The sequence below is a fragment of the Streptomyces sp. NBC_01446 genome (assembly GCF_026340095.1).
GTDB classification, from domain to species: domain Bacteria; phylum Actinomycetota; class Actinomycetes; order Streptomycetales; family Streptomycetaceae; genus Streptomyces; species Streptomyces aureus.
In genome coordinates this window covers 7,634,615-7,656,006 of the sequence record NZ_JAPEPO010000001.1, presented here as the reverse complement: position 1 = coordinate 7,656,006, position 21,392 = coordinate 7,634,615, and the positions used below count along the sequence as shown (strand labels likewise).

The 21,392-nt window shown below is 69.6% G+C and carries 14 protein-coding genes and 1 pseudogene; 4 read left to right on the top strand and 11 right to left on the bottom strand.

From position 1 onward, the window contains the following. Positions 1–19: 19 nt before the first annotated feature. The 7 genes from OG456_RS34525 to OG456_RS34495 form a co-directional block, all read right to left on the bottom strand. Complete coding sequence (locus OG456_RS34525) at positions 20–1,129, bottom strand: ABC transporter ATP-binding protein (protein ID WP_323136376.1); 1,110 nt, start codon at positions 1,127–1,129, stop codon at positions 20–22. Next, positions 1,126–2,169: an ABC transporter ATP-binding protein gene (locus tag OG456_RS34520; RefSeq protein WP_266567958.1), complete on the bottom strand. Its 1,044-nt coding sequence runs from the start codon at positions 2,167–2,169 to the stop codon at positions 1,126–1,128. The genes OG456_RS34525 and OG456_RS34520 overlap by 4 nt, the downstream gene beginning before the upstream one ends. Next, a complete protein-coding gene (locus OG456_RS34515) occupies positions 2,153–3,088 on the bottom strand; it encodes an ABC transporter permease (protein WP_266567956.1) in 936 nt (311 codons plus the stop codon). The genes OG456_RS34520 and OG456_RS34515 overlap by 17 nt, the downstream gene beginning before the upstream one ends. Beyond that, the gene (locus OG456_RS34510; protein WP_266567954.1) at positions 3,085–4,173 is read right to left on the bottom strand and encodes an ABC transporter permease; all 1,089 of its coding nucleotides are present in this window, start codon (positions 4,171–4,173) and stop codon (positions 3,085–3,087) included. Before OG456_RS34510 ends, OG456_RS34515 begins: the two co-directional genes overlap by 4 nt. Then, positions 4,170–5,741: an ABC transporter substrate-binding protein gene (locus tag OG456_RS34505; RefSeq protein ID WP_266567952.1), complete on the bottom strand. Its 1,572-nt coding sequence runs from the start codon at positions 5,739–5,741 to the stop codon at positions 4,170–4,172. Before OG456_RS34505 ends, OG456_RS34510 begins: the two co-directional genes overlap by 4 nt. 605 nt (positions 5,742–6,346) lie before the next feature. Next, positions 6,347–7,354 carry a DsbA family protein gene (locus OG456_RS34500; protein WP_266567950.1) on the bottom strand — a complete coding sequence of 336 codons (1,008 nt, stop codon included), beginning with the start codon at positions 7,352–7,354 and terminating at the stop codon, positions 6,347–6,349. Beyond that, positions 7,351–7,785, bottom strand: a complete 435-nt coding sequence (locus tag OG456_RS34495) for an Rrf2 family transcriptional regulator (RefSeq protein ID WP_266569524.1) — start codon at positions 7,783–7,785, stop codon at positions 7,351–7,353. The genes OG456_RS34500 and OG456_RS34495 overlap by 4 nt, the downstream gene beginning before the upstream one ends. A gap of 192 nt (positions 7,786–7,977) precedes the next feature. Here OG456_RS34495 and OG456_RS34490 point away from each other — a divergent pair, with 192 nt between their 5' ends. Further along, complete coding sequence (locus tag OG456_RS34490) at positions 7,978–8,529, top strand: cupin domain-containing protein (protein ID WP_266567948.1); 552 nt, start codon at positions 7,978–7,980, stop codon at positions 8,527–8,529. Positions 8,530–8,687: 158 nt separating this feature from the next. Here the strand turns inward: OG456_RS34490 and OG456_RS34485 are convergent, their stop codons facing one another. Further along, entirely contained in the window at positions 8,688–8,963 is a 276-nt protein-coding gene (locus OG456_RS34485; protein WP_266567946.1) for a hypothetical protein, read from the bottom strand. Between the two features lie 229 nt (positions 8,964–9,192). On the opposite strand from OG456_RS34485, the pseudogene OG456_RS34480 reads away from it, so the two are divergent. The 3 genes and pseudogenes from OG456_RS34480 (at position 9,193) to OG456_RS34470 (ending at position 12,958) form a co-directional block, all read left to right on the top strand. After that, a pseudogene (locus OG456_RS34480) lies at positions 9,193–10,086 on the top strand (IS982 family transposase). Between the two features lie 135 nt (positions 10,087–10,221). Beyond that, complete coding sequence (locus OG456_RS34475; RefSeq protein WP_266567944.1) at positions 10,222–12,525, top strand: hypothetical protein; 2,304 nt, start codon at positions 10,222–10,224, stop codon at positions 12,523–12,525. 286 nt (positions 12,526–12,811) lie between these two features. Continuing rightward, positions 12,812–12,958, top strand: coding sequence for a hypothetical protein (locus OG456_RS34470; protein WP_266567942.1), 147 nt, complete (start codon positions 12,812–12,814; stop codon positions 12,956–12,958). A gap of 218 nt (positions 12,959–13,176) precedes the next feature. Here the strand turns inward: OG456_RS34470 and OG456_RS34465 are convergent, their stop codons facing one another. Genes OG456_RS34465 through OG456_RS34455 form a run of 3 tightly spaced genes read right to left on the bottom strand, consistent with a single transcriptional unit; the run spans position 13,177 to position 20,988 of the window. Further along, positions 13,177–15,402 (bottom strand): hypothetical protein, encoded by a 2,226-nt coding sequence (locus OG456_RS34465; RefSeq protein WP_266567940.1) that lies wholly within the window; start codon positions 15,400–15,402, stop codon positions 13,177–13,179. Beyond that, positions 15,399–17,882: a glycoside hydrolase family 28 protein gene (locus OG456_RS34460; protein ID WP_266567938.1), complete on the bottom strand. Its 2,484-nt coding sequence runs from the start codon at positions 17,880–17,882 to the stop codon at positions 15,399–15,401. The genes OG456_RS34465 and OG456_RS34460 overlap by 4 nt, the downstream gene beginning before the upstream one ends. Positions 17,883–17,898: 16 nt before the next feature. Continuing rightward, positions 17,899–20,988 (bottom strand): alpha-L-rhamnosidase N-terminal domain-containing protein, encoded by a 3,090-nt coding sequence (locus tag OG456_RS34455; protein ID WP_266567936.1) that lies wholly within the window; start codon positions 20,986–20,988, stop codon positions 17,899–17,901. Between the last annotated feature and the right edge of the window lie 404 nt (positions 20,989–21,392).

Genomic DNA, 21,392 nt, shown 5'->3' with positions numbered 1-21,392 from the left:
GAGGTGGCGGACGGGGCGGTCAGCCGAGCTGGTCGCGCCAGGTAGCGGTGTGGTGGCAGGCGACGGCATACGCGGCCGAGGCCGGTGTGTCCGTGACGGCGCCGGGCCGAGGCTCCGCACGGCAGGCGTCGTCGGCGAATCGGCAGTGCTGCGCGAAGACGCAACCCTCGTCGTCCGGCCACGACTGTGTGCCGCTGGACGCCGCGGGCGCGCGCAACTGGGACGGCAGCAGCCGGTGTTCGCGGCGGACGCTGGGGGCCGACGCGGTCAGCAGAGCGGTGTACGGGTGCAGGGGGTGGTCCAGCACCTCACCGATGGGGCCCTGTTCGACGAGACGCCCGCGATAGAGGACGGCCACCCGGTCGGCGATGCCGGCCAGCGAGCTGAGGTCGTGCGAGATGACGACGACCGCGAGTCCGAGTTCACGGCGGAGCCGGTCGAGGAGGCTCAGTACGAGGTTCCGGTTGGATGCGTCGAGGGCGCTCACCGGTTCGTCGCTGAGCAGCAGACGCGGCCGGGTGACGATGGCGCGGGCCAGCGAGACGCGCTGGCGCTGTCCGCCGGAGATCTGGCCTGGGGTGCGCCCGCCCAAGGCCTCGGCATCGAGCCCCACAAGGGTCAGCGCCTGGTCGGCCCGCTCGGCGCGCCCCTGCCGGGTGAGCGCACCGACCGCGGCGAGTGGCTCGGCAACGATCTGCCGCACGGTCAGTTCCGGGTCCTGAGAGCGCAGCGGGTCCTGAAACATGTACTGCACGCGTCCCGAGCGCCGGAACTCCCGCAGGCCTGACCGGTCGAGCTGCGTCAGATCCTGGCCGTCGAAGACGATCCGCCCGGCGTCGGGCCGTACGAGGCCGACGGTCGCCCGGGCCAGGGTCGTCTTGCCGGATCCGGTCTCGCCGATGATGCCGAGGATCTCTCCGGGCCCGATGGCGAGATCGATGCCGGCCAGAACTCGGGTCCGGCCGGCGCGGCGCAGGGAGGTGGCCCGGCGGCCGAAGGAGACGTTGAGACCCGCGAGTTCCAGGAGGGGTGCCGGTCCCTTTCTCTCGGGGGCGAGGCCCGGTGCCGCGGCGGGTGTTGTGTGAGTAGTGGCGCTCGGAGTCGTATGCGAAGCCGTAGGGGAACTCATGCGTGGGCCTCTTCCTTGACCTGCTCGTCGAGCAGTCCGGCGGGCCGCAGGCAGCGGGCCCGGCGGTGGTCGCCCAGGGCGTGCAGGGCGACGGGGCCCGCTGTGCACTGCTGGGCGGCGTACGCGCAGCGGTCGGCGAACCGGCAGCCGGGCAGTTCCGCACCGGTCTCGGGCGGGCGTCCGGGGATGATCTCCAGGTCGCGTCGTTCCCAGGCGCCGATCGACGCGACGCGCAGCAGCGCCTCGGTGTACGGGTGGGCGGGGGTGGCGAGGACTTCGGCTGTGGGCCCGTCCTCGACGATCTCCCCCGCGTACATCACGAGAATCCGGTCGCAGCTCTCGGCGACGACGGCGAGGTCATGGGTTACCAGGAGCAGGGCCAGGCCCTGTTCCGTCCTGAGGCGGTTGAGGAGTTCGAGGATCTCGGCCTGGATGACGACGTCGAGGGCAGTGGTGGCCTCGTCGGCGATGAGCAGTTCGGGTGCGCAGGACACGGCGATGGCGATGAGGACCCGTTGGAGCATTCCGCCGGACAGCTCGTAGGGGTACTGGTGGTAGACCTCGTCAGGGCGGTGGAGTCCGACGGCCGTGAACAGCTCGACCGCGCGGCTGCGCGCGTCGGAGCGGGGCAGTCCGCTCCCGACCCGGAGCTGCTCGGAGAGCTGCCTGCCGACGGTGAGGGAGGGGTTGAGAAACGAGGCGGGGTCCTGGAATACGGCGCCGACGCGCTTGCCCCGTACAGCGTCCCACTGGGTACGGGTGAACGTGGTGAGGTCGTCCTGCTCACCCGCGCTTCCGCCCAGGGTGATGCGGCCGGCCGGTATCTCGCATCCCGCGGCCAGCACGCCCAGTACGGAGCGGCAGGTCAGGCTCTTGCCGCTGCCCGACTCGCCCACCAGGCCGACGGCTTCGCCGCGCTCGAGGGTGAAAGACACCTCGCGGACGGCCCGGACTCCGGGGCCGACGGTGACGTCGAGCCCTTCCACGGTGAGGACCGCCGTGCGGGGTGCCGCCTTCGCGGATTCAGCCGGTTGTGACACGGTCCTCGACCTCCTTGGGGGCGACGACAGGAGCAAGTGCGCTGCCGACGGCGGCGGGCGGACTGAGCGCGGGGAGCGGTGCCTCGGCCGGAGAGGCTTGTTCCTGCCCGCCGGAGCTGTCACGGATCGCGTCCGCGAGGATGTTCAGCGCCCCGACGGTGATCATGATCGCGACGCCCGGGATCAGGGGGGCCCAGGGCTGCTGGGCGAGATAGCCGAGGTCGGAGGCGAGCATGCCGCCCCAGGTCGGCGCGGGTGGCTGCACCCCTAGCCCGAGGAAGGTGAGGGAGGCGACGACGAGGAGCGCCTGTCCCACCGCTTGGGCGGTGGTGACGGCCACGGTCGGCAAGACCTTGCTCCAGACGTGGGTGCGCAGGATCCACCGGCGCGATGCCCCCATGAGCTCGGCGGCCTCCACGTACTGCGCCTGCTTGAGACCGAGGGCAGCAGCCCGCGTGACCCGGAAGTACAAGGGTGCGAAGAGCACGCCGAGAGCGAGCATCGCCTGGTGCATTCCGTTGCCGAGCGCGCCTACGACGGCAATGGCGAACACCGTGAACGGCATGATCATCAAGGTGTCGGCGGCGCGCTGGGCAGTCCACTCGACGGTCCTGCCGAGCCAGACGGACGCGATGCCGGGCACGATCCCGAGCAGCATCGCTGAGCCGACGGCCTCGATCGCGCCCGCGACCGAGAGTCCGGTGCCGGCCAGCAGTCGGCTGAGGACGTCGCGCCCCAGGTAGTCGGTACCGAACGGATGTCGGCCACTGGGCCCTTGAAGCATGTCAGCCGGGTGCTGGGCGAGCGGGTCGTGCGGGGCGAGAGCGCCACCGGCGACGGCCAGCAGGGCGACCAGAGCGAGGACGGCGAGGGCGATGCGGGCCGATCGCAGCCGCCACGCGCGGCGCAGGGTCCTCATCGCGTGCCCCCCTCACCCGAGGACGCCGTGACGTCCCCGGCTCCGGTACGTGTTCCGGCCGGCCGTCGGGCCGCCGGATTCAGGGCGGCGAGTGCCGCGTTGACGGCGATGTTGGCCACGAGGACGACACAGATGGTCACGAGCAACGTGCCCTGGATGACCGGAATGTCGTGCTGCTCGGCTGATTGGAGGGAGAGCTGGGCGATCCCCGGCAGATTGAAGATCTTCTCGGTGACTACAGCGCCGCCGAGTATCAGAGGAACGCTCATGCCGAGGACGGAGAGCGCGGGGCCCGCGGCATTGCGCAGCACATGTCCGAACAGCACCCGCCGGGCCGAGAAACCGCGCATCTGCGCGCCGGTCACGTAGTTCTCGCGCAAGGCGCCGACGAGCGAGGTACGCAGCTGGCGGGCGAGGGAGGCAGCGGCGTCCAGGCTGAGAGCGAACGCGGGAAGAATCGCATAACGCAGCCACTGCCCCGGGTTCTCGCCGATCGGGATGTACCCCCCGGTGGGCAGTGCGCCGAGCTGGACGGCGAACACGACGATGAGCACGATGCCGATGAGGAACGGCGGCAGGGTGGCAAGGACCGAGCAGATCAGTGTGACCGTACGGTCGATGCGCCCGCCGTTGTTGAGTGCGGCGGCGATGCCCGCGCCACCGCCGATGAACACGGCGAGCAGCAGCGCGAGCCCGGCGATGGACAGATCGACGGGCAGGGCCTCGGCGACGCTGTCGGCGACTGGTACGCCGGTGAACCAGGACACTCCCAGATCACCGCCGATCGCATGGCTGAGCCAGCTCAGATACTGGGCGTACAGGGGGCGGTCCAGACCGAACTGTGCCTCCATGCGGGCGATGTCGGCCGGTGTAGCAAGGTCGCCGAGGACGGCGGCCGCCGGGTTGGCCTCGGACAGAGCTCCGAGCGCGAAGGTGAGGAGCGAGGCCAGGAGGAAGACCGTGACGGTAGTGGTGAGTACCCGGCCAAGGGGGCGGGGTGCGGCGCCCAGCCGTCGGGCCAGCGGGATGAGCCACGCCCCCTTGCGCGGTGGAGGCAGTACGGAGGTGGAGGCGGGGGCGGTCATGAGACCGTGACCCCATCGAACCGCTGGACGACGGTGTAGGCGGGGATCGCCGAGACCTTGGGGTTGCGCGCGAGGATGCGCGGCACGGTGTAAAGAAAGACGTTCGGCATGGTTCTGACTGCGATACCGGTGGCCTTCTGGAGTGCTGCCGGGTACTCGGGGGCGTCGAGGGGGGTGCGGCGCACCTCGTCGAGTGCCTTCTCCAGTTCGGGAGACGTGGTGCGTCCGGGGTTCATCAGCCCTTCCTTGCCGAACAGCACCTGGAAGGCCTGGGTCGCGGCGTCGCGGCCCGCGAACTGGTCGACGTACAGCGCCTTGCTGCGCTGGATGTAGACGATCTGGGTGGCCTGGGCGGCGGGAATGGACTCGATCTTCGCGGTGATCCCGACCTTCCTCAGCTGGGCCTGGATCAGTTCCGGTACGCCTTCGGCCTTCTGGGTGGCCAGGGTGATCTCCAGGCCGTTCGCGTGACCAGCCTTGGCGAGGAGTTCCTTCGCCTTCTCGGGGTCGTACGGGAAGAGTTTGTCGAGCGCGTCGTCATGGCCCGCGTATCCCTTGGGGAAGGGTTGGCGGGTGACTTCGCCGTGCCCGAACGCGGCGGTCTTGAGGAGTTCCTCGCGGTCGATGGCGTATTTGAGGGCGAGCGCGACATCGGGATCCGTGAAGGGCTCCTTGCCGATGTGCACATCGAGGACAGCCACCACCATCGATGGGATGACCTGCACTTCCAGGCCCGCGGCACGCGCCGCCTCGACCTGGCTACCGGGTATCTGCGCCACGTTGTACTGCCCGGACTTGAGCGAGGCGACGACCGTGGACGGCTCGGGCAGCGGATAGAGCTCGAAGTGCTCGACCTTGATCCGGTCCGCGTCCCAGTAGTTCGGGTTACGGCGCAGGACGGCCTTGGAGTTCTGGACGTAACTGACGAGCGTGTATGGCCCCGAGCCCGCGGGTTTCGTGGCGATGCTCGCGGCGTCATTTTCGAAGACCTTGGGGTTGACGACCATGCCGGTCTTCCCCGCGAGGAGGGCGGGTATCTGGAAGTCCGGTTCCGCGAGCCGTAGTTCAACGGTCTGTGGATCGACGGCGGTGACCTGCCGCACGCCGATGAGCTGGGAGGCGATGAGCGACTTCGGGTCGTCGCGGCCGCGCTCGATGCTCTTCTTCACGGCGGTGGCGTCGATCGATGTGCCGTCGCTGAACGTCGCTCCCTTGCGCAGGGTGAAGGTGACGAGCGTGCCTTCGGTGTTGTAGCGCCACGCAGTGGCGAGTGCGGGGACCGCGTCGCCCTTCTCGTCGAGTTTGGTCAGTCCGGCGTAGACGAGCGAGAGCGAGTGCACGTCCCAGCCGGCGGACGAGGTGAGCGGGTCCCAGGACGTGGGCAGTGCCCAGCCCCACTTGAGGGTGGAGGTGGCACCACCGGCCGCGGACGAGGAGCCGCCGCCGCACGCGGAGAGGGTGAGCGCTGCGCCCGCACCGAGCGACAGTCCGAGGAAGGACCGCCGGTTCAGTGCGGTGCGAAGGGGTACGGTCCGGCGTTCGGCGTCAGGGGTACGAAGGTTCGACATGGGTGTACGCCACCTTTCTCGGCCGTGCCGGACCTCGGCGGGTACGCGGACGGGGCGGCCGTAAGCGCCAGGTCGAGGCAGGACGACCGGGCGAACGTGGTGTGGAAGGAAGAAAGTTGAGCAACCAAGGGAAAGCCCGGCTGGTCGGGCGACCGCTGGGCGGGCCATGGCGGCGTGCGGCGCTGCACGGGAAGCCGAGGCGCCGCGGGACACGGCGGAGGACGAGGTGCCATACGCCCGGTGCAGCCGTCAGGACGTCGCAAAGACTGCCCGGCACTGCGAAGGGATCGGCGTATCAGCGGCTCAGACTCAGTGGCTGGTCCGCCACCGGACCAGGCCTGACTGGGCACCCTGAGCCCGGCGGCATTTCACCGTGATGACGACGCCGAAGTCACCTGCCGAGCCGGAGCGCCGCGGGCCACGAGAGGCCGCGTCGGCGGTCGGGTCAGCGACAGAGTGCGCTGGAGGTGCGTCGATAGTCCACGTAACGGCAGACCACGCCGGGGTGCATCAGATGCATGCCCGTCATCTTCTTGCCCCCGCCTCTCCCTGTCAATGGACACCTCAAGGTGTCTCATTCGTCGAGACCCTGCCGACCTGCACTTTCACTCAGGCTGACGGCTCAACTCGGCGATGGCCGGGTACGAGTTGGCCTCATCGGGGTGCAACCACAGCGGTCCGTTGCCTGTGTCGAGCCGGGCGGCTCCGGCCGGTGGCTGCGACGCCCCGGTGAGCACGGCGAGTTCGGGTCCGGTCAGGGTCCGCCACTGTTCAAGTGCGTCTCGGGCGGACAGCCGGGCCGGACCCGGTAGCGGCGCAGCCGCCACCGTACGGGCCCCTTCGAAGTAGGACTCCACCGGCTGCCAGCCCGGGACGCAAACCTGGCCGCCCGGGCCGTCGAACAGGACCGTCGGCAGGGCGTAACGCCGCCCGTCGCCCAGCTCCTTGGCCCGTCCCGGGTGTGGACCGGCCCCTTCAAGTTCCAGCACCTGCGCGATCGGCCGGCGCGTCCGTGCCCGGTCGGCGCGTACCGCGTCCCAGGTGCTGGCAGCCGCCATGCCGTCGAGGAGCCGGTCGAGGTCGAGGCCGGGGACCCCGCGTACGACATCGCGCACACCTGCGTACGAGTCGGCGGGCGTCCCGAGGACGAAGGTGCTTTCGCGCAGCCGACGCAGGACATGCTCCGCCAGGTCAGCACCCTGTTCGGCCGAGGCTTTCGCAGCGAGCGAGGCGGGCCAGCTGGTACGGGTCAGCCGGTGCAGCCGCCGGGCGTACGGGGCACGGGTGTGCACCGCGACGTCGGCGATGAACCGCTCGTACCAGCGGGCCTCGGCGTCAGGATCGGGAGCCGGGTCGTCGTCCTCGTCGAAAAGGATCCCGAACACCCTGCGCCAGCGCACACGCAGGCCGAGGGAGTGCCGCAGGAGGCGGAAGGCCGGCTCGGATCCCCAGGCCCAGGGGCAGGCAGGATCGGTGAATTCGGTGACGGTGAGATGGGCGGCGGGATCGGTGGCCTCCTCGACGCCGACATGGGCGCCGACTTCGGCGGTGTCCTGGCCGTCGGCATGGACCACGCAGCCATCGGGGCGGAACGGTCCCGTTGCGCCCGTCATGCCGAGACCGCCGAAGCGGGCGCCGACGTCTGGGCCGCCTCGGCCAGTTCGGCAATGGTCATCCGCCCGAGCACCGCCTGCGCCGCGGCCTCCAACGACCGCCACAGCTCCGGCACCAGGCGCGCGGAGCCAGGGTAGTCGAGCGAGTCGGGACGCTCTCCCCGCAGCGTCAGGAACTCGCCGTCGACGGCGGTCATGACTTGTGCGACCGTGATCGTCGTCGCGTCGCGGCCTATCCAGTAGCCGCCCTCGCAGCCACGCTGACTGCGCACAAGGCCGGCCTGACGCATGTCCCGGAACACCGATTTGAGGAAGCGGAAGGGGATGTCCTGCGCGGACGCAATGCCTTCACAAGTGAGCGGCCTACCGCTGTCCGCGGCCAGTTCGACGAGCGCCCGCACCGCGTAGTCCGCCTTCGCCGAGATCTGCATCTGCACCGTCTCCCCGAGGGTTGCATCCAGCGTCATGGGCCCCCGACAGCCGTAAACGGGCTGCTCGGCGGCAATGGACACATCTTGACATCCATTCGCCGGGCTCTCTACGGTCGGCGCCAGAACCTGGTGCCCGCCACCGTTGCGATCCTCCGGCGGAACCCGGCCTCCGCATCGACGAGCAGGATTCCCATGGCCCCGCACACCACGCCCCAGCCCGACGACGCTCCGGACGCCGAGCGCGACGCATTCCACCCCGATCTCCCTGATCACGACCATGGTGCCGGTGACGCGGACAGCAAACTCCCCCTGCACGCCCGGCTCCACCACATCCGGGCCGATGCGCTCGACGGTGACACGGCGCAGACGGGCGGGATGCGGCGCTTCGCCGCGATCAGCGGATCGGGCGTCGGATCCCAGCGGATCTGGATGGGACAGACCCATGTCGCGGCGCAGACCGCCTCGTCCAATCATCACCACGGGGAGTCCGAGACCGCGATCCATGTGGTGAAGGGCCACCCGGAATTCGTGTTCCTGGACGACTCGAGCGGTACGCCGCAGGAGATCCGCATCCGCACGTCCCCGGGCGACTACATCTTCGTACCGCCGTTCGTCCCCCACCGCGAGGAAAACCCGAGCCCCGGCGAGGAGGCGGTCGTCGTGATCGCACGCTCCACCCAAGAGGCGATCGTGGTCAATCTGCCAGAGCTGTACGTACTCAGCGACGAGCCCGGCGAGGAATGACCGGACCGGCACGCTGCCAACCGCCGCCCGACGAGCTGGTCCGGGACTTCCAGCCCGTCCACCTCTGGGTCCGTGCGCCGCGGCATCACGGCGTTCCAAGTGGCCCACCCCACCCGCCCCCTAGTGCTGCCCCGCGCAAGTTCGTGGAGGGGTGTTGATCAGGGTGTCGGGTCGCCGAGGTAAAAGCCGCAGGCGCAGTCCAGGGCGTCTTCGGGTGAGCCGAAGGGCAGTCCGGTGGGCAGGAAGTTGTCCTCGTACTTGCCTCGGCTGGCGAGGTAGAGGGCGAAGCCCCAGGTGTGCAGGACGCCGGTGAAGCGCAGGCGGCACAGCGGCAGCGGTTCCTCCTCGCCCGGCAGTTCGACCTGGGGCCGAGCGCGTCGTCGTTCGCCTTCGGGCCCGCGGTCGTCGATGTCTGCGCGGCGTCGGTGCCCCAACCGCCGGACCGATTCATGAAGGCGCCGAGCCGCTGGTACTCCTCCGCAGTGACGAGGCCGGTGACATCGCCCCTGGTGGGCGTCTTGGCACCGCCGTGTTCCCGTATTCCAGGCCGAGAAGCGATGCTGGGCTCGCGTGTCAAGTGCGGTACCGGTGGAGTCCCCACCTGGCCTAGACGAGTCTTTCCGAATGCCTGCGGGCATGAGGAGAGGGTGTCCATGATCGTTTGTGACGACGAACCTGGACACCCTCGTGACCGCACTCTACGTAAAGATCGATGACGAGTGGGCCGGTATCGCCCGGTTGCCCGGGCGGCCGGCAAAGCTCAGTCACTCGGAGTTGCTGTGTCTGGCGGTCATGCAGGCGATGCTCGGCTTCCACTGCGAGGCCCGCTGGCTGCGCCACGCGCGCAAGCATTACCGGCACCTGTTCCCGTTCATCCCGCAGGATCCCGGCTACAACAAGCGGCTGCGAGCCGGGTGGCCGCAGATCAAGCGAGTGATCCGGCTGCTCGCGAAGGACACGGACTTCTGGCACGACACCGTGTGGATCACCGACTCGACGCCGGTGCCGTGCGGGATGTCCCGCCCGACGGTGAAGCGGTCCGAGCTGGCGGGTTGGGCCAACTACGGTTAATGCGCGTCGCATTCGCGGTTCTTTTGGGGGCTGCGACTGTACCTGGTGTGCACCCCGGCCGGCATGCCAGTCCTGTGGGCGCTGGCCGATCCGAAGCTCGGCGAGCGAGAGGTACTGGCCGCGATGCTGGAGGTCGACGCCGAACTCGTCCGCGCGAGGCCAGGTCTGCTGCTGATCAGCGACAAGGGGTTCGCGTCCAAGACCTTCGAACGGTCACTGTCCGAACAGGGCATCACACTGTTGCGGCCCTCCCGGAAACGGGAGGTTCTGCGGCAGGGCGAGCCGATGCTGAAGAAGGTCCGCCAGCTGATCGAGTCGGTCAACGACACCCTCAAGGGCCAGCTCGACCTGGAACAACATGGCGGACGCACCGTCGAGGGCGTCGGGGTCCGCGTCGCGCAGCGCATGCTGGCTCTTGCCGCTGCGATCTGGCACAACTTCCAGACCGGGCAGACGGTCAGCCGCTCACTGACCGCCTACCACTGAACGTGTTCGGAAAGACTCGTCTAGTGTCGGGTCGGCAGCTGCACCGCTCTGACGACGCCCGGATCGGACTGTCCGGCAGGGGGAGCGGTGCGAACGCCCAGAAGCAACGGCGATGGTGAAAGCGATGGATCAGACGTGAGGTTGCTGTTCGACCCTGAATCCGAGGTCACCGACGAAGAGGGAACCACGGCAGTGGGCGTCGCTGACCAGCCGCCGCACCAGGAGGAGGAAGGCGACGCCTTCGACGCGACACGTGACACCCTGATCCGCCTGGTCGCCGAGTACTGGCACGAGCAGCAGGAGAGCGCGGCGTCAGATCAACTCACCGACACAATCGATGAGTTCACCCTCATTCACATCTTGGAGTACCGTCACCACGGCACGGTGGATGGCCGGCTCGCCCTGTGGCGGCAGGAACACGTGCGGGCCGTCCTCCTGGAGTGGCTGCCTCGACACGTCACCGTCCTCCCGGACGAGGCGGCCGAGCACGACGCACCCGCTGCCGTCGCCGCTCTGGTCGACTTCCTGGCCGCGGCCGGCGTACTCGACCCGCGCTCCGACGACCCCGGCCGACTGCGCACGCTGGCCAAGGAACTGCGGTCCGCCCACGAGGAGGCCATGCAGGATCCGCGTTTCATGGGCCCGGCCAAGTTCTGGATGCTGACCGCCGCCCGCAACGGCATCGACGTCCGTAACGAGCGCGCCCTGGACCGCTTCCTCGCCGACGCCCGTGCGGGGCGCGTCCCGTACGACGAGGAACAGCTCGCCCAGGTCATGGAGAACCAGTTCACCGGGTTCTTCGGTAGGGCACTGGACACCGGGGCCGGGCCCGTCGGCCGCAGCCTGCTCCAGGAGCGGGCACTGCCCTTGCCGGTCGTCGTGCTCGGTGACGAGGAGGAGCTGCGTCGGACTGCCGCAGGCTCGGGCCTGCTGGGGCAGCTCGACGAGGTGGCGCGGTGGCTCGGCACGGAAGGGCGGCCGGTGACGAAGACCGGCCGACTGAAGGTGGCCGATGCCCTCGCCCTGGCCCGCCATCTCGGCACCGACCGCGGCCGGGGAGAGGCGGCCGGCCCCCTGATCCATCTCGCGGGGGACACCTGGGAGAACATCCGCCGGGCCGATCAACTCCCCATGCTCCGACTCCTGGTGGACTGGGCACGCCAGGCACGCCTCATCCGGGTGTACCGCGGCCGGTTGGTGGCGGTCGCTGGCGCCCGGGCCGTGCGCGAGGACCCCCTCGCCCTGGCCGTCCGAGCCCTCACCGCCTTCCCCGAGCTGCGCGACCCGCTCCTGATGGGCCCGGCGTGGGATGTACCGTCCGACCTCTATCCACGCTTCGATCTCCTGCTCACCGACGTCCTGGCCACGCTGTACGGGATGCCCGCCGCCATGCCGTGGCCCCTGCTGTGGCAGTCGGTGCGCGACAGCTATCTCGGGGACGACGGCTGGTTCGCCACACCCGAGGCGCGGCAGGGGTCGCATCGCCGCTCCGCCGCCGAACTGTACGCAGTCATAGACCTGTTGGCGGAGGTGGGGATGGTGACCTTCGAGCGCGGCACGCCCGCCGCGTTGTTCCACGAGAGCCTGCGCGACCTGAACGAGCCGGAACATCCAGAACCGGCCGATGCCTCAGTCCTCTCGGACGGCTCAGACGGCTCAGAGGACCTCGCGGTCCGCGACGACGTAGAACTCGTCCGGCTCACCGAGCTCGGCACCTATGCCGTACGCGCCCTGCTAACCTCCCTCGACCGCAGCGCCCCGGCCGTCGGCGACCTCCGGGACGCCGACGCCCCGACGCTTTGTGCCGCACTCCTAGACGAGTACGACCCGGCGAGCGCCCGCGCAGAACTCGCCGAGTGGATCGCGGCACGGGGCGGATGGAACTCCGCACGGCCAGCCTTCACCGAGGCGCTGCGCCGCACACGACTGCACTCCCGACGCCACGCACTGCTGCGGCTGCTGGCCGAAGAACTGCCCGACGGACACGGCCCCGAATTCCTGCGCACCCTGCGCTACGAGGAGGAACTGCGCCCCAGCGCACTGTTCATGGCACAGGCACAGGCGGCCGCCGCGGCACTCTCCGCGCAGGGTTCCGCCGGGCGGGATGCCGCCGACGCCGCGGCCCGGGCCGACGAGGATCTGGACGACCGCGAGATCGCCCTGACCGTCGCCGAGAGCCTACTGCTGATGAGAGAGACCGGCGGCGAAGAGGCACTGCTGGAGCAGGTGGGCCACAGCAGTGGCGACGCCGCGGCGTTCGCCACCATGCTCGACGTGGCGCTCGCCTCCGGCCACCCGGACCAGGCGGGCCTGGAGCGGCTCAGCCGGATCGACGTGGCCGCTCTCCGCCGCAGGGCCGCCCGGCTGGGGCGCCTACGCGCGGACGCCGCCCGCCGGCACAAGAGCGGCGGCACCAGGAAGCGCAAGAAGCGCCGCTGAGAGCGGTGCCCACCGTCTCTCTGAAGGTTGAGTGGCTACGGAGGGTGGGGCGAGCCGGTGGCCCACGCCGTTCAGGGCTCTGTGCGCGTCCTCTCCAGTGGAGCAAGGTCTACAGCGCCACAAGGCGACTCGCGTTCTTGAGCCCCACACGACAGTGCGCGGGGCGTCCTCGCCGCCAGGGTGCGCACGTCGTGGCATGACGGTGCTTTAGGAAACCGCGGTGCCAGCACACAATGGTGTCCGGGCACACCAGCAGGTGCAACTCTCGCAATCTGACCATCGACAGGTGGTGGAGCAGGCCGGCGAGCAAGAACCGGTCACCCCGCATGAACGGCAACTTGTCGACTTGGCGTTGCAGGACCGTGAGCTGGTGCCGCGGTACCAGGATCTCGACCTCGGTGATCCTGACATCCGATGCCCCGCATGCATCTGATGTTCCGCCGGCGGTGACTGCGCCGTCGCACCGCTCCAGAACATCATTGCGGCAAGGTGACTGAGCATCATGCAGACACCTCGGTGGCAACCGCCGCCGAGGTGTCGTCGGGGTCGGCCGCCCAGGCGTGGAGCTCGTCTCGGCGGCGAAGGCACCGCAGGCGACGCGTGCGGCCTGTCGCCGCAACGGACGTGGGCGACGGCCGGTTCTGGCGCCGGTCACAAAGCGGGCGTGAGGCCCTCCCAACAGACCGTCCAACCCTGGTCCGGGAATCCCGGGGCCACGCCCCGCGGGCCGGGACGCCCCCGCTCGCCCGCTGGGCCGCCAGGAGAGTCGCGCCAGCCGGCGCACATCATGGCGACGGCGTAGAGCAGGCCTCCCGCGGCCGGGAAGTACGGGGACGGCACCCCGCTCTTCCCGCTGGCGGGCAGGCCGGTGCCGGTGAACCCGAACCGCTCATGGAGCAAGTACTCCACGGCCGAGTCCGGGTCGCCGAGGCGGGCGGCGTTCATCGCCAGGAGCGGGAAGTCCCAGCTGTACAGGTCGGCGACCGGCCAGGTCTCGCGGACCTTTTGGGTCGTCGCCCGCATGGTCTCCACGTCGACGCCGTCACCGGGGAGCATCCCGAACGGCGCGACGGGATCGGGGTGGTTGGTGTTGTACTCGGTCCACATGTCGGTCGCGCCCTCGTACAGCACATACACGCCGTCCTCGACGGGCAGCGGCGCCAGGCCGTCGAGGACCTCGTCCCAGTACGGCTCACGCGCCATGCCGAGGCGCTCGCGCCACTCCTGGGCGATGCGCAGACCGAAGCGCCAGTAGGACAGTTCGAAGGCCGGGTTCAGGGTCTGGGCGGGTGGGTTGCGTTCGTTGCAGCACATGAGCGGCGGGCCGATGACATAGCGGCCGCTCTCCTCGCGGTGGGCGAACGAGGCGATGAACTCAGCACTCTCGTGGACGACTTCGCGCCACTTGAGCAGGGTGCTGCGTCCCGGGTGGGCCTGATGGTCGAGTTCCGCGAGGAAGAGAGGGTGGGGCTGCTGCCAGATCAGCAGACAGGTCGGGGTGCCGGGCGACTCGCGGCCGATCGCGTCGCCGTATGTCGTCGTCATCTTCGGCCAGCGGGCGCCGCGGAAGCCCTGGGATGTGGCGAGGCGTCGCGCCGTAGGCAGGAACCGTTCGTAGATGTCGGTGCCGCGGTCCAGGAGCGGCCAGCGGTTCCAGAGCGCGTACTGGAAGGCGTGCCACCAGTACATCTCCATGTGGAACTTGCCGTACCAGCCGTTGTTGACGAGTCCTGACTCCTGGGCGGGGTCGTTGCCGGCGTCGTTCACGGCCAGGTGGTACTGGCTCAGGACGATGCGGCGCTCCAGCTCGCGCCAGCGTGGGTCCTCGCTCGCCGAGAGGTCGACCGCCCCGCCGGTCCGCCAGAACCGCGGCCACCAGGTCTCGCTCTGGCGCACCACCTCGCCGGCCCTCGGCACGGCGCCTCGCACCTCGGGCGCGAAGAGGGCGGCTACGTCCAACTGGTCGCCTTCGCCCATGACTTCGTAGCGGTGCCGACCCGGATCACTGCGGCTGACGCGGGCGCCCGGAGACAGCGCCAGGCCGACTTCGTAGCGGGTGGCGTCCATGGTGTGGGTGACGACCGGTGTGCGGCCGCGGCGGCGCAGCACAGTGGTGTGCAGCTCGGGGCGGTCCCAGAGGCCGACGTACGGCGCCTCGAACTTGTTGCGTCCGGCCGCGGTGGCGTACGGGAAGTCCAGGAAGACCGAGAGGCGCCCGAGCCGGACGAGTGCGGACTCGATGCGTACGCCCATGACGTCCTGGCCGGGGTGGCAGGCGGTCTCGACAGTGACCCGGTGTCCTTCGAGGCGGAACGCGCTGCGCAGGACGCCCGTCCACGGGTCGAGTTCCTGCACGGTGTCCGTGAGGTCGGACTCGGCTGCCTCGGTCCCGTCCGCCTTGAGCAGCCGCATGCCGATGCGGCCGAGGTTCGCCCGGTGGGGGTTCTCGCGCAGCCAGTTATGGAGTTCGGGCTCGTTGTCGTCGTCCGTCCAGTAGGAGACGTCGCGGCCGTACGTGTCCCAGACGGTGCCCCGGTAGTCCGCGATCTCCTTGCCCGCCGGCAGGGCGTCCGCGTGCCAGCCCCAGTCGGAGAGGGTGTTGAACGGTACGAAGGTCTGCAGTCCGGTCACGTCGGCGCCGAAGGCGAACCGGCCGTTGCCGACCTGGACGGGCAGATCGAGGTCGCTGCTGTGCCGGACGACGCGGTGCCGGGACACCAGCGCGTGCCGGTCGATGCGGGTTCCGGTGCCGTCCGTGCCGGGTTCGGCGGCCGCCGCCGACTCCGCTTGCAGGACGCGGGACATCAGCGTCGCGGAGGTCAGGGCGGCGACTCCCCCGACGAAGGCTCTGCGGGAGACGTGCGGCTGGTCGGTCATGAACGGTTCCTTCCTCGCTGGGTGGACACGGCCACCTGGTAGACGCTCGTGTTGATGTCGATGCCGTTGTCCGCCCAGAAGTTCACGGACACGTAGTGCCGGTCGCGGTACCAGCTCTGGTCGTCGTCCAGGGTGACGGGTTCGCTGAGGAAGGTGCCGTCGGCCCGGACCTGTACCGGGACGGGTGTGTCGTCGCGGTCGACGAGGATGCGCAGTGTGCCGGTGCGCGGGAAGTCGGGTGCCGTGGAGAGGTCCACCGCGCCGGCGATCCGGAACGTGCGCCCGGGAACCGGTGTGACGGTGTCGGGGCGGCCGGCGTCGGCCGCGGTCAGGCCGGTCGCGTCACCTGTGTCCGGGACCGCCCGCGTCGCGTCGAGGAGGCGCAGCGGTGTGGTGTCGTAGCGGGTGGTGGCGCCGGTCTGCGGGTTGATGTAGGTGACGTTGTCGACGACGAGGTCCTTGATGTTCTTGTTGTCCGCGAATCCCGCCGCGAGGGTGCTGGTCGAGTGGTAGACGGAGTCGCGGTAGCGGACGTTCTCCACCGGGGAGCGGGACGCGGCGCTGCGGAAGGAGAAGCTGGTCGTGGCGGGCGGCATGTCGGGGCCTGTGTCGACACGGTCCACATAGATGTTGCGGACCTGGGGGTCGAAGTCGTCGGCGTTCGGGAACGGCACGGTCTCGTTGTAGTTGCTGTCGAGTTCGACCAGGGACCGGACGGCGTACTGCAGCAGGCTGTCGCGCAGATAGATGCTCTCCACAGCGCCGCCGCGGGTGGAGTTCGTCTTGATCTTCAGGGCCATGGCCATGCCGTGGCCGCCGAAGACGTTGTCGTGGATGAAGACGTCGCGGATTCCGCCCGACATCTCACTTCCCATGGAGATGGCGGCGGAGTTCCCGGCCTCGTTGCGATAGTCGGAGTCGCGGATGATGATGCGTTCGCTCGGCGTCCGGTGCTCGCGCCCGTTGACGTTGCGGCCGGCCTTGACTGCGGCGCCGTCGTCGCTCACGGTGACGTGGTTGTGCTCCGTGACTACGTCATGGCTCGACTCTGGGTCGATGCCGTCGTCGTTGTTCCAGCCCTTGGCCTCGAAGTCCTTCGTCTTGTCGCTGTAGATGTCGAGGCCGCGGACGAGAACGTTGGCCGAGCTGAGGGGATGGACGATCCAGAACGGCGTATTGCGAATCTTCACGTCTTCGATCAGTACGTTCGTCGATTCGTTGGGCTGGATGAAGGAAGGGCGGAACGTCGATTTCATGGCCTTGGCCCCGGCAGGCGGTGTGACCTGGCGGACCTTGCCGTCCTCGACGACGGGAATCGTCTTCGGCAGGTGGCCGTCGTCGCTGAAGAGGCGCTGTTCGACCGGGGTGTCCTCGAAGTTCATGCGGTTGAGAACACCGTTCTGCCCGTAGGAGCCGTCCGGGTCCTTGTCCTCCACCGAGGGCTCGCCCCAGTAACCCTTCTTCCAGGGGCGCCAGTTCCACATGTCCTCCTGGCCGTCGAGCGTCCCTCCGCCGCTCACCGCGATGTCGTGCTGGTGCAGGGCGTAGATGAGCGGCGAGTAGCTGTAGAGGTCGGTTCCTTCGTAGCTGGTGCGCACGACCGGGTAGAACTCGTTGGTCCTGTCCCGCATGAACTTCACGACGGCGCCGATCTCGACGCGCAGGTTGACGCCGCTGAGCAGGTTGATAGCGCCGGAGTAGTAGGCCCCGTTCTCGTTCAGGGAGCCTCGCGGCGGGACGACGACGGTGCCGCCGCCCGCGTCATGGCAGTCCTTGATCGCTGCGTTGAGGGCGTTGCCGTAGAACCACACCCGCTGGGAGTCGTACACAAGGGGCGAGGTCTTGGCCGCGGGGTCACCGGCCTCGTTCCCGACGGCGTACCGCTCCGTGACCCGGCGGACCTGGGACCGGTAGGCGGGGTCGGTGATGTTGCAGCGGCGGTCGGGGAAGACCGGGACGTGGGCGTTGACGGTGGAGTCGATCCGGTCGTAGAGCGGCTGGTTCCAGTAGGCGCCGTCGCGCCCCGCGGCCCCCGGGTCGTACACGGCCAGCGCGTAACTCCCCTCGGTGCGGCCGTCCTCGGCATGGACAGTGAGCCGGTCGCCCGCCACGACCGGACCGTCGCGCCGGACGGCACCGGACGCGTCGACGATCGTGCGGCTCTGGCGGGAGCGGTCGGATGCGGTCAGGCGGCCGAGTGTCTGCCGCACGGTCGCGCCGGGGCGCACGGTGACGGTGGATGTGCCGACGTTGTGGATCACGCGCGTGGATCCGGGCTTCGCCACCACGACCGTGCCCGTGGACGCGACGACGCCGTCGTCAAGGCCTGAACTCCCGGTCACTGCAGCGGAGTTACCGGCCGGCACCAGGCCCGTAAGGGCCACGGCGGCGCACAGGCCGAGGACGGCCCGGGCCAGTGCGCGCGCGACCCGCCGGCCCGCTCCGTGCCGTACCTCTCGCTGCTCTCTGTACTGCTTCATAGCGAGGCCTTCGCGTTCAGTCGGTGGACCGGGCGTGGAACGACACATGTCCGGACCCGACGCGGTAGACGGCGCGGCCGTCCTCGATGCCGAGGTAGCGGACGCCTTGGCCCGTGACACGGTAGGCGCCGCCGTGAACCACCGGCAGGGCGACGATCGCCGTCACATTGACGGGGACGGTGACCTCGGTGTCCACGCCATGGCGGTTCCTGCGCCAGTCCACGCCGACGGTTCCGCGCTCTGTCCACTGCGTGCCGGAGGCGTGGTCGAGGCCCTTGTCCGCCGGGGCGATACGGACCGTGGCGGCGCCCGGCGAGGTGACGGTCAGGCCGAGGACGCTCTCGATGACGCCATTGATCCCAGCTCCGCCCCACCCGTGGGAGAGGCTTTCGCTGCTGCTCTGGGACACCTGGGCACCGGTGCAGTCGGAGGTCTCGCAGCCGGGGGTCCACTGCTCCCACAGGAAGGTGCCGCCCTCGGCGAGCACCTGGGCCGGGCCGTCGTGGCGCGGGTCGGTGAGGAGATCCACCACGGTGTCCGGGCGGTCGGTGACGCGCAGGGCTTCGAGCAGCGTGCGCAGGGTCATCGGCCCCTGCTGCATGCCGAGTGCGGAAATGCGCTCGCCGAGTTCCGGGTATTCGGCGGAAGTTGCGGCTCCGTAGGCGACAGGGAAGGTCTGCGCGTGCTGGCCGGCGTGGTCGATGCGACTGCCGGTGGCGGTCAGGCCGTCGGACCAGGCGCCGCTCCCGGGGTCGCGCAGCTGGGCTCGCATCGCGGCGGTCAGGTGCTCCGCCCGGTCGTCATACAGGGTGTGGGCGTCCGCGTCGCCGAGGGCGTCCGCGGCCTCGGCCGTCGAGCGCAGCGCGCCCAGGCCGAGAGCGTTGACGACGGTGCGGTTGACGTTGCCGTCCGTGACGTAGCCGTAGCGCATGGGGGCGGGCCAGTCGATGATTCCGTACTTGTACGCGCCACTGCCGCCGGGCAGGTCGGCCACCAGACCGCGGCTGTCGACGGCGGACGATATGTAGTCGGAAATGTTCTTCATCACGGGCAGGGCCTGTGCCAGCAACTCCCGGTCGCCGGTGGTCCGGTAGTAGCGCAGCACCCACTCGGGGAACATCTCGGTGTAGTCGGGGATGTCCCGTTTGCCGTCGCCGTTGGGGTAGACGGCGTTCATGGCGCCGTTCTTCCAGTACCGCGCCTGGGAGTTCATGAAGGAGACGATCGCCTGCCGGGTCAGGCTCCGCTCCCCGGAGGCCGCCATGGTCGCGTACGACTCGTCGATGGCGTCGCCGAGGAACTGGCCCTTCTCCCGGGTCGGGGTGTCGAGGAAGACGTTCTGCGCCGACTGCAGCGCCGAGTGCTGCATGAGCGCGAAGACGTCGTCGAGAGTGTCGTCGCTGCTGGAGAAGGTGGCCGGGTGGGCGGCGTCGGTGTGCTGCACGACGGCCGTGATGTCGTCGGTGGTCAGCTTCTCGCCGGGGTCGCTGATCTGCAGATAGCGCCAGCCCCAGTACGTGAACGGCTGCGCGACCTGTGCGCCGTCCCGCTGGGTGTGGAAGAAGCGCATGTTGCTGCCCTGGGTGTCGAGGGCCGACGTGCCGGCGCGGGAGTTCTCCACCCAGCTCCCGGCGGCGTGGTCCTTGCCAAGCGCCCGGTCGAGGGTGGCGGTCTTCCCGTCCACCGCCGTCACGGTGCGGGTTTCCGGGTCGCCCGCGCCGTAACCGGTCGCGGGGGCGTCGACGGTGACACGGTCGCCGACGTGCAGGTTGCCCGTACTGGCGAGGGTCACCGTGGTGTCCCCGGCGCTTACGGCCGCTGACAGCGTGGAGTTGCTGCGCCGGTAGCTGGTGGTGAAGGTCAACTGCCGCCCTGCCACGCCGTGCTGGAAGCTCACCGAGGGAACGGCGGAGTTGACCTTGCCGAAGTCGGCGAAGACGGTGCCGTCCGGGAGGCGGAGCAGGGACTTCGGGTGGACCACCATGCGGGTCAGGTGGGCGTTCGTCGCGGACAGGTGGGTGAAGGCGCAGGGTGATGAACCGAACGCGTACGAGGAGCAGTCGGCCGGGTTCGGTCGCGGGTGCGGGCCGACCACCGTGGCGCCGGACCAACTGCCGTCGTCGTAAGCGGCCTTGTCCCAGCCTGTCAGCTCCGCCCGGGCGTCGTAGTACTCGACTCGGTCGCCCGCGTCCTTGTTCCGGAACGACACGGTGTCGACGGTCTGCGGCTCGTAGCGGCGCACCTTCCAACTGCCGTCGGACACCATCACGTCCCGGGTGCCGTCCTCGTGGTCGACCACGACCTTCACGAGCAGACCGTCGGGGCCCTCCGGGCCGGCAGGACCATTGGCGCGCCCCTGGCACTTGCAGCTCCAGTAGTGCGTGACGACGCCGACCGGCAGCTCGTCTCCCGCCTCAACACCCTTGAGTTCCGCGACGTCGTAGAGGCCCTCGCCCGCGTACTCGTACGACGAACCGCGCTGGACCGTGCGTCCGTTCGCCTGGACCTGCCAGTCCCCCACGGCGGCGGTGTAGACGCGGGCACCGGTCACCGGACTGCCTCCGGACACCCGCATCACCTTGCGGGCGGCGGTCCACTGGTTGTCCGCGTCGTTGCCGGTGGCGGGCCTGCGGATCCACTGCGCGCCCGACCAGTCCGCGTCACCGAGGCCGGTGACGAACGTCGCGGGGCCCGCGTACGGCGACACCGCGCCGCTGCGGTCCCAGGTCCGAACCGTCCAGCGGTACTCCGTGCCCGGCGCGAGGCCGGGACCGACGTAGGGAACCCAGGACTGCCGCGCGCCGGGCACCTTGCCGCTGTCCCAGACCGTGCGCCCCGCACTGTCGCGCACGACCAGCTCGTACGCCGACTGCACCTCGTCACTGTCGACGTCGCGCGGCAGCCAGCCGAACGGGGGTGTCCCGTCGACGGCCGACGGGTCGACCCGGTCGCCGACCGTGAGCCCGGCCGGCGCCTGGGGGCTGTGATCGGGCCCTGCGCGGTCCGCGACCGCGGGCGGGGCAAGGGCAAGCGTCAGCCCGAAGGCCGTCGCGACAACACCGGACCGAAGACCGGACCGGAACGGGAACGGCCACTGAAGGCTCATGCACATGCTCCCAGGAAGGGATTTGAATGATTCAACTGGACATGACTGCTGCCACTTCCGCGGAAGACAGGAAGCGCAGTTGGAGCGACGTGAAGTGCAACAAGTGCGTCAACTCGGGAGTCATGGGCCTGACTTGCCGAATTGAAACGTATCAATACCTTCTGCCTCGGACCCTATGAAGGAGCCGAGGACAGTGTCAATGGGTGTGCACAGAGGTGGCAGAAGTGCCGCCCGCGCCGACTGCCTGGGCTCCGGCAACGACCCGAAGCTCAAATCTCTCCATTCCAGGACGTAACGCACGTGAGAGCCTTGGGAGTATTTGCGGACGATGCGGGGTGGGCGCGGCGGCGGTGGAGGAACCGGCTGGTTTCGGCAGCGAGTTCGGCCCGGTCTCAGACTCGGCT

Coding starts and splice junctions, on each gene's coding strand:
- OG456_RS34525 (WP_323136376.1), bottom strand. CDS start 1,129: ATGAGTTCCCCTACGGCTTCGCATACGACTCCGAGCGCCACTACTCAC.
- OG456_RS34515 (WP_266567956.1), bottom strand. CDS start 3,088: ATGAGGACCCTGCGCCGCGCGTGGCGGCTGCGATCGGCCCGCATCGCC.
- OG456_RS34510 (WP_266567954.1), bottom strand. CDS start 4,173: ATGACCGCCCCCGCCTCCACCTCCGTACTGCCTCCACCGCGCAAGGGG.
- OG456_RS34505 (WP_266567952.1), bottom strand. CDS start 5,741: ATGTCGAACCTTCGTACCCCTGACGCCGAACGCCGGACCGTACCCCTT.
- OG456_RS34500 (WP_266567950.1), bottom strand. CDS start 7,354: ATGACGGGCGCAACGGGACCGTTCCGCCCCGATGGCTGCGTGGTCCAT.
- OG456_RS34495 (WP_266569524.1), bottom strand. CDS start 7,785: ATGCAGATCTCGGCGAAGGCGGACTACGCGGTGCGGGCGCTCGTCGAA.
- OG456_RS34490 (WP_266567948.1), top strand. CDS start 7,978: ATGGCCCCGCACACCACGCCCCAGCCCGACGACGCTCCGGACGCCGAG.
- OG456_RS34465 (WP_266567940.1), bottom strand. CDS start 15,402: ATGACCGACCAGCCGCACGTCTCCCGCAGAGCCTTCGTCGGGGGAGTC.
- OG456_RS34460 (WP_266567938.1), bottom strand. CDS start 17,882: ATGAAGCAGTACAGAGAGCAGCGAGAGGTACGGCACGGAGCGGGCCGG.
- OG456_RS34455 (WP_266567936.1), bottom strand. CDS start 20,988: ATGAGCCTTCAGTGGCCGTTCCCGTTCCGGTCCGGTCTTCGGTCCGGT.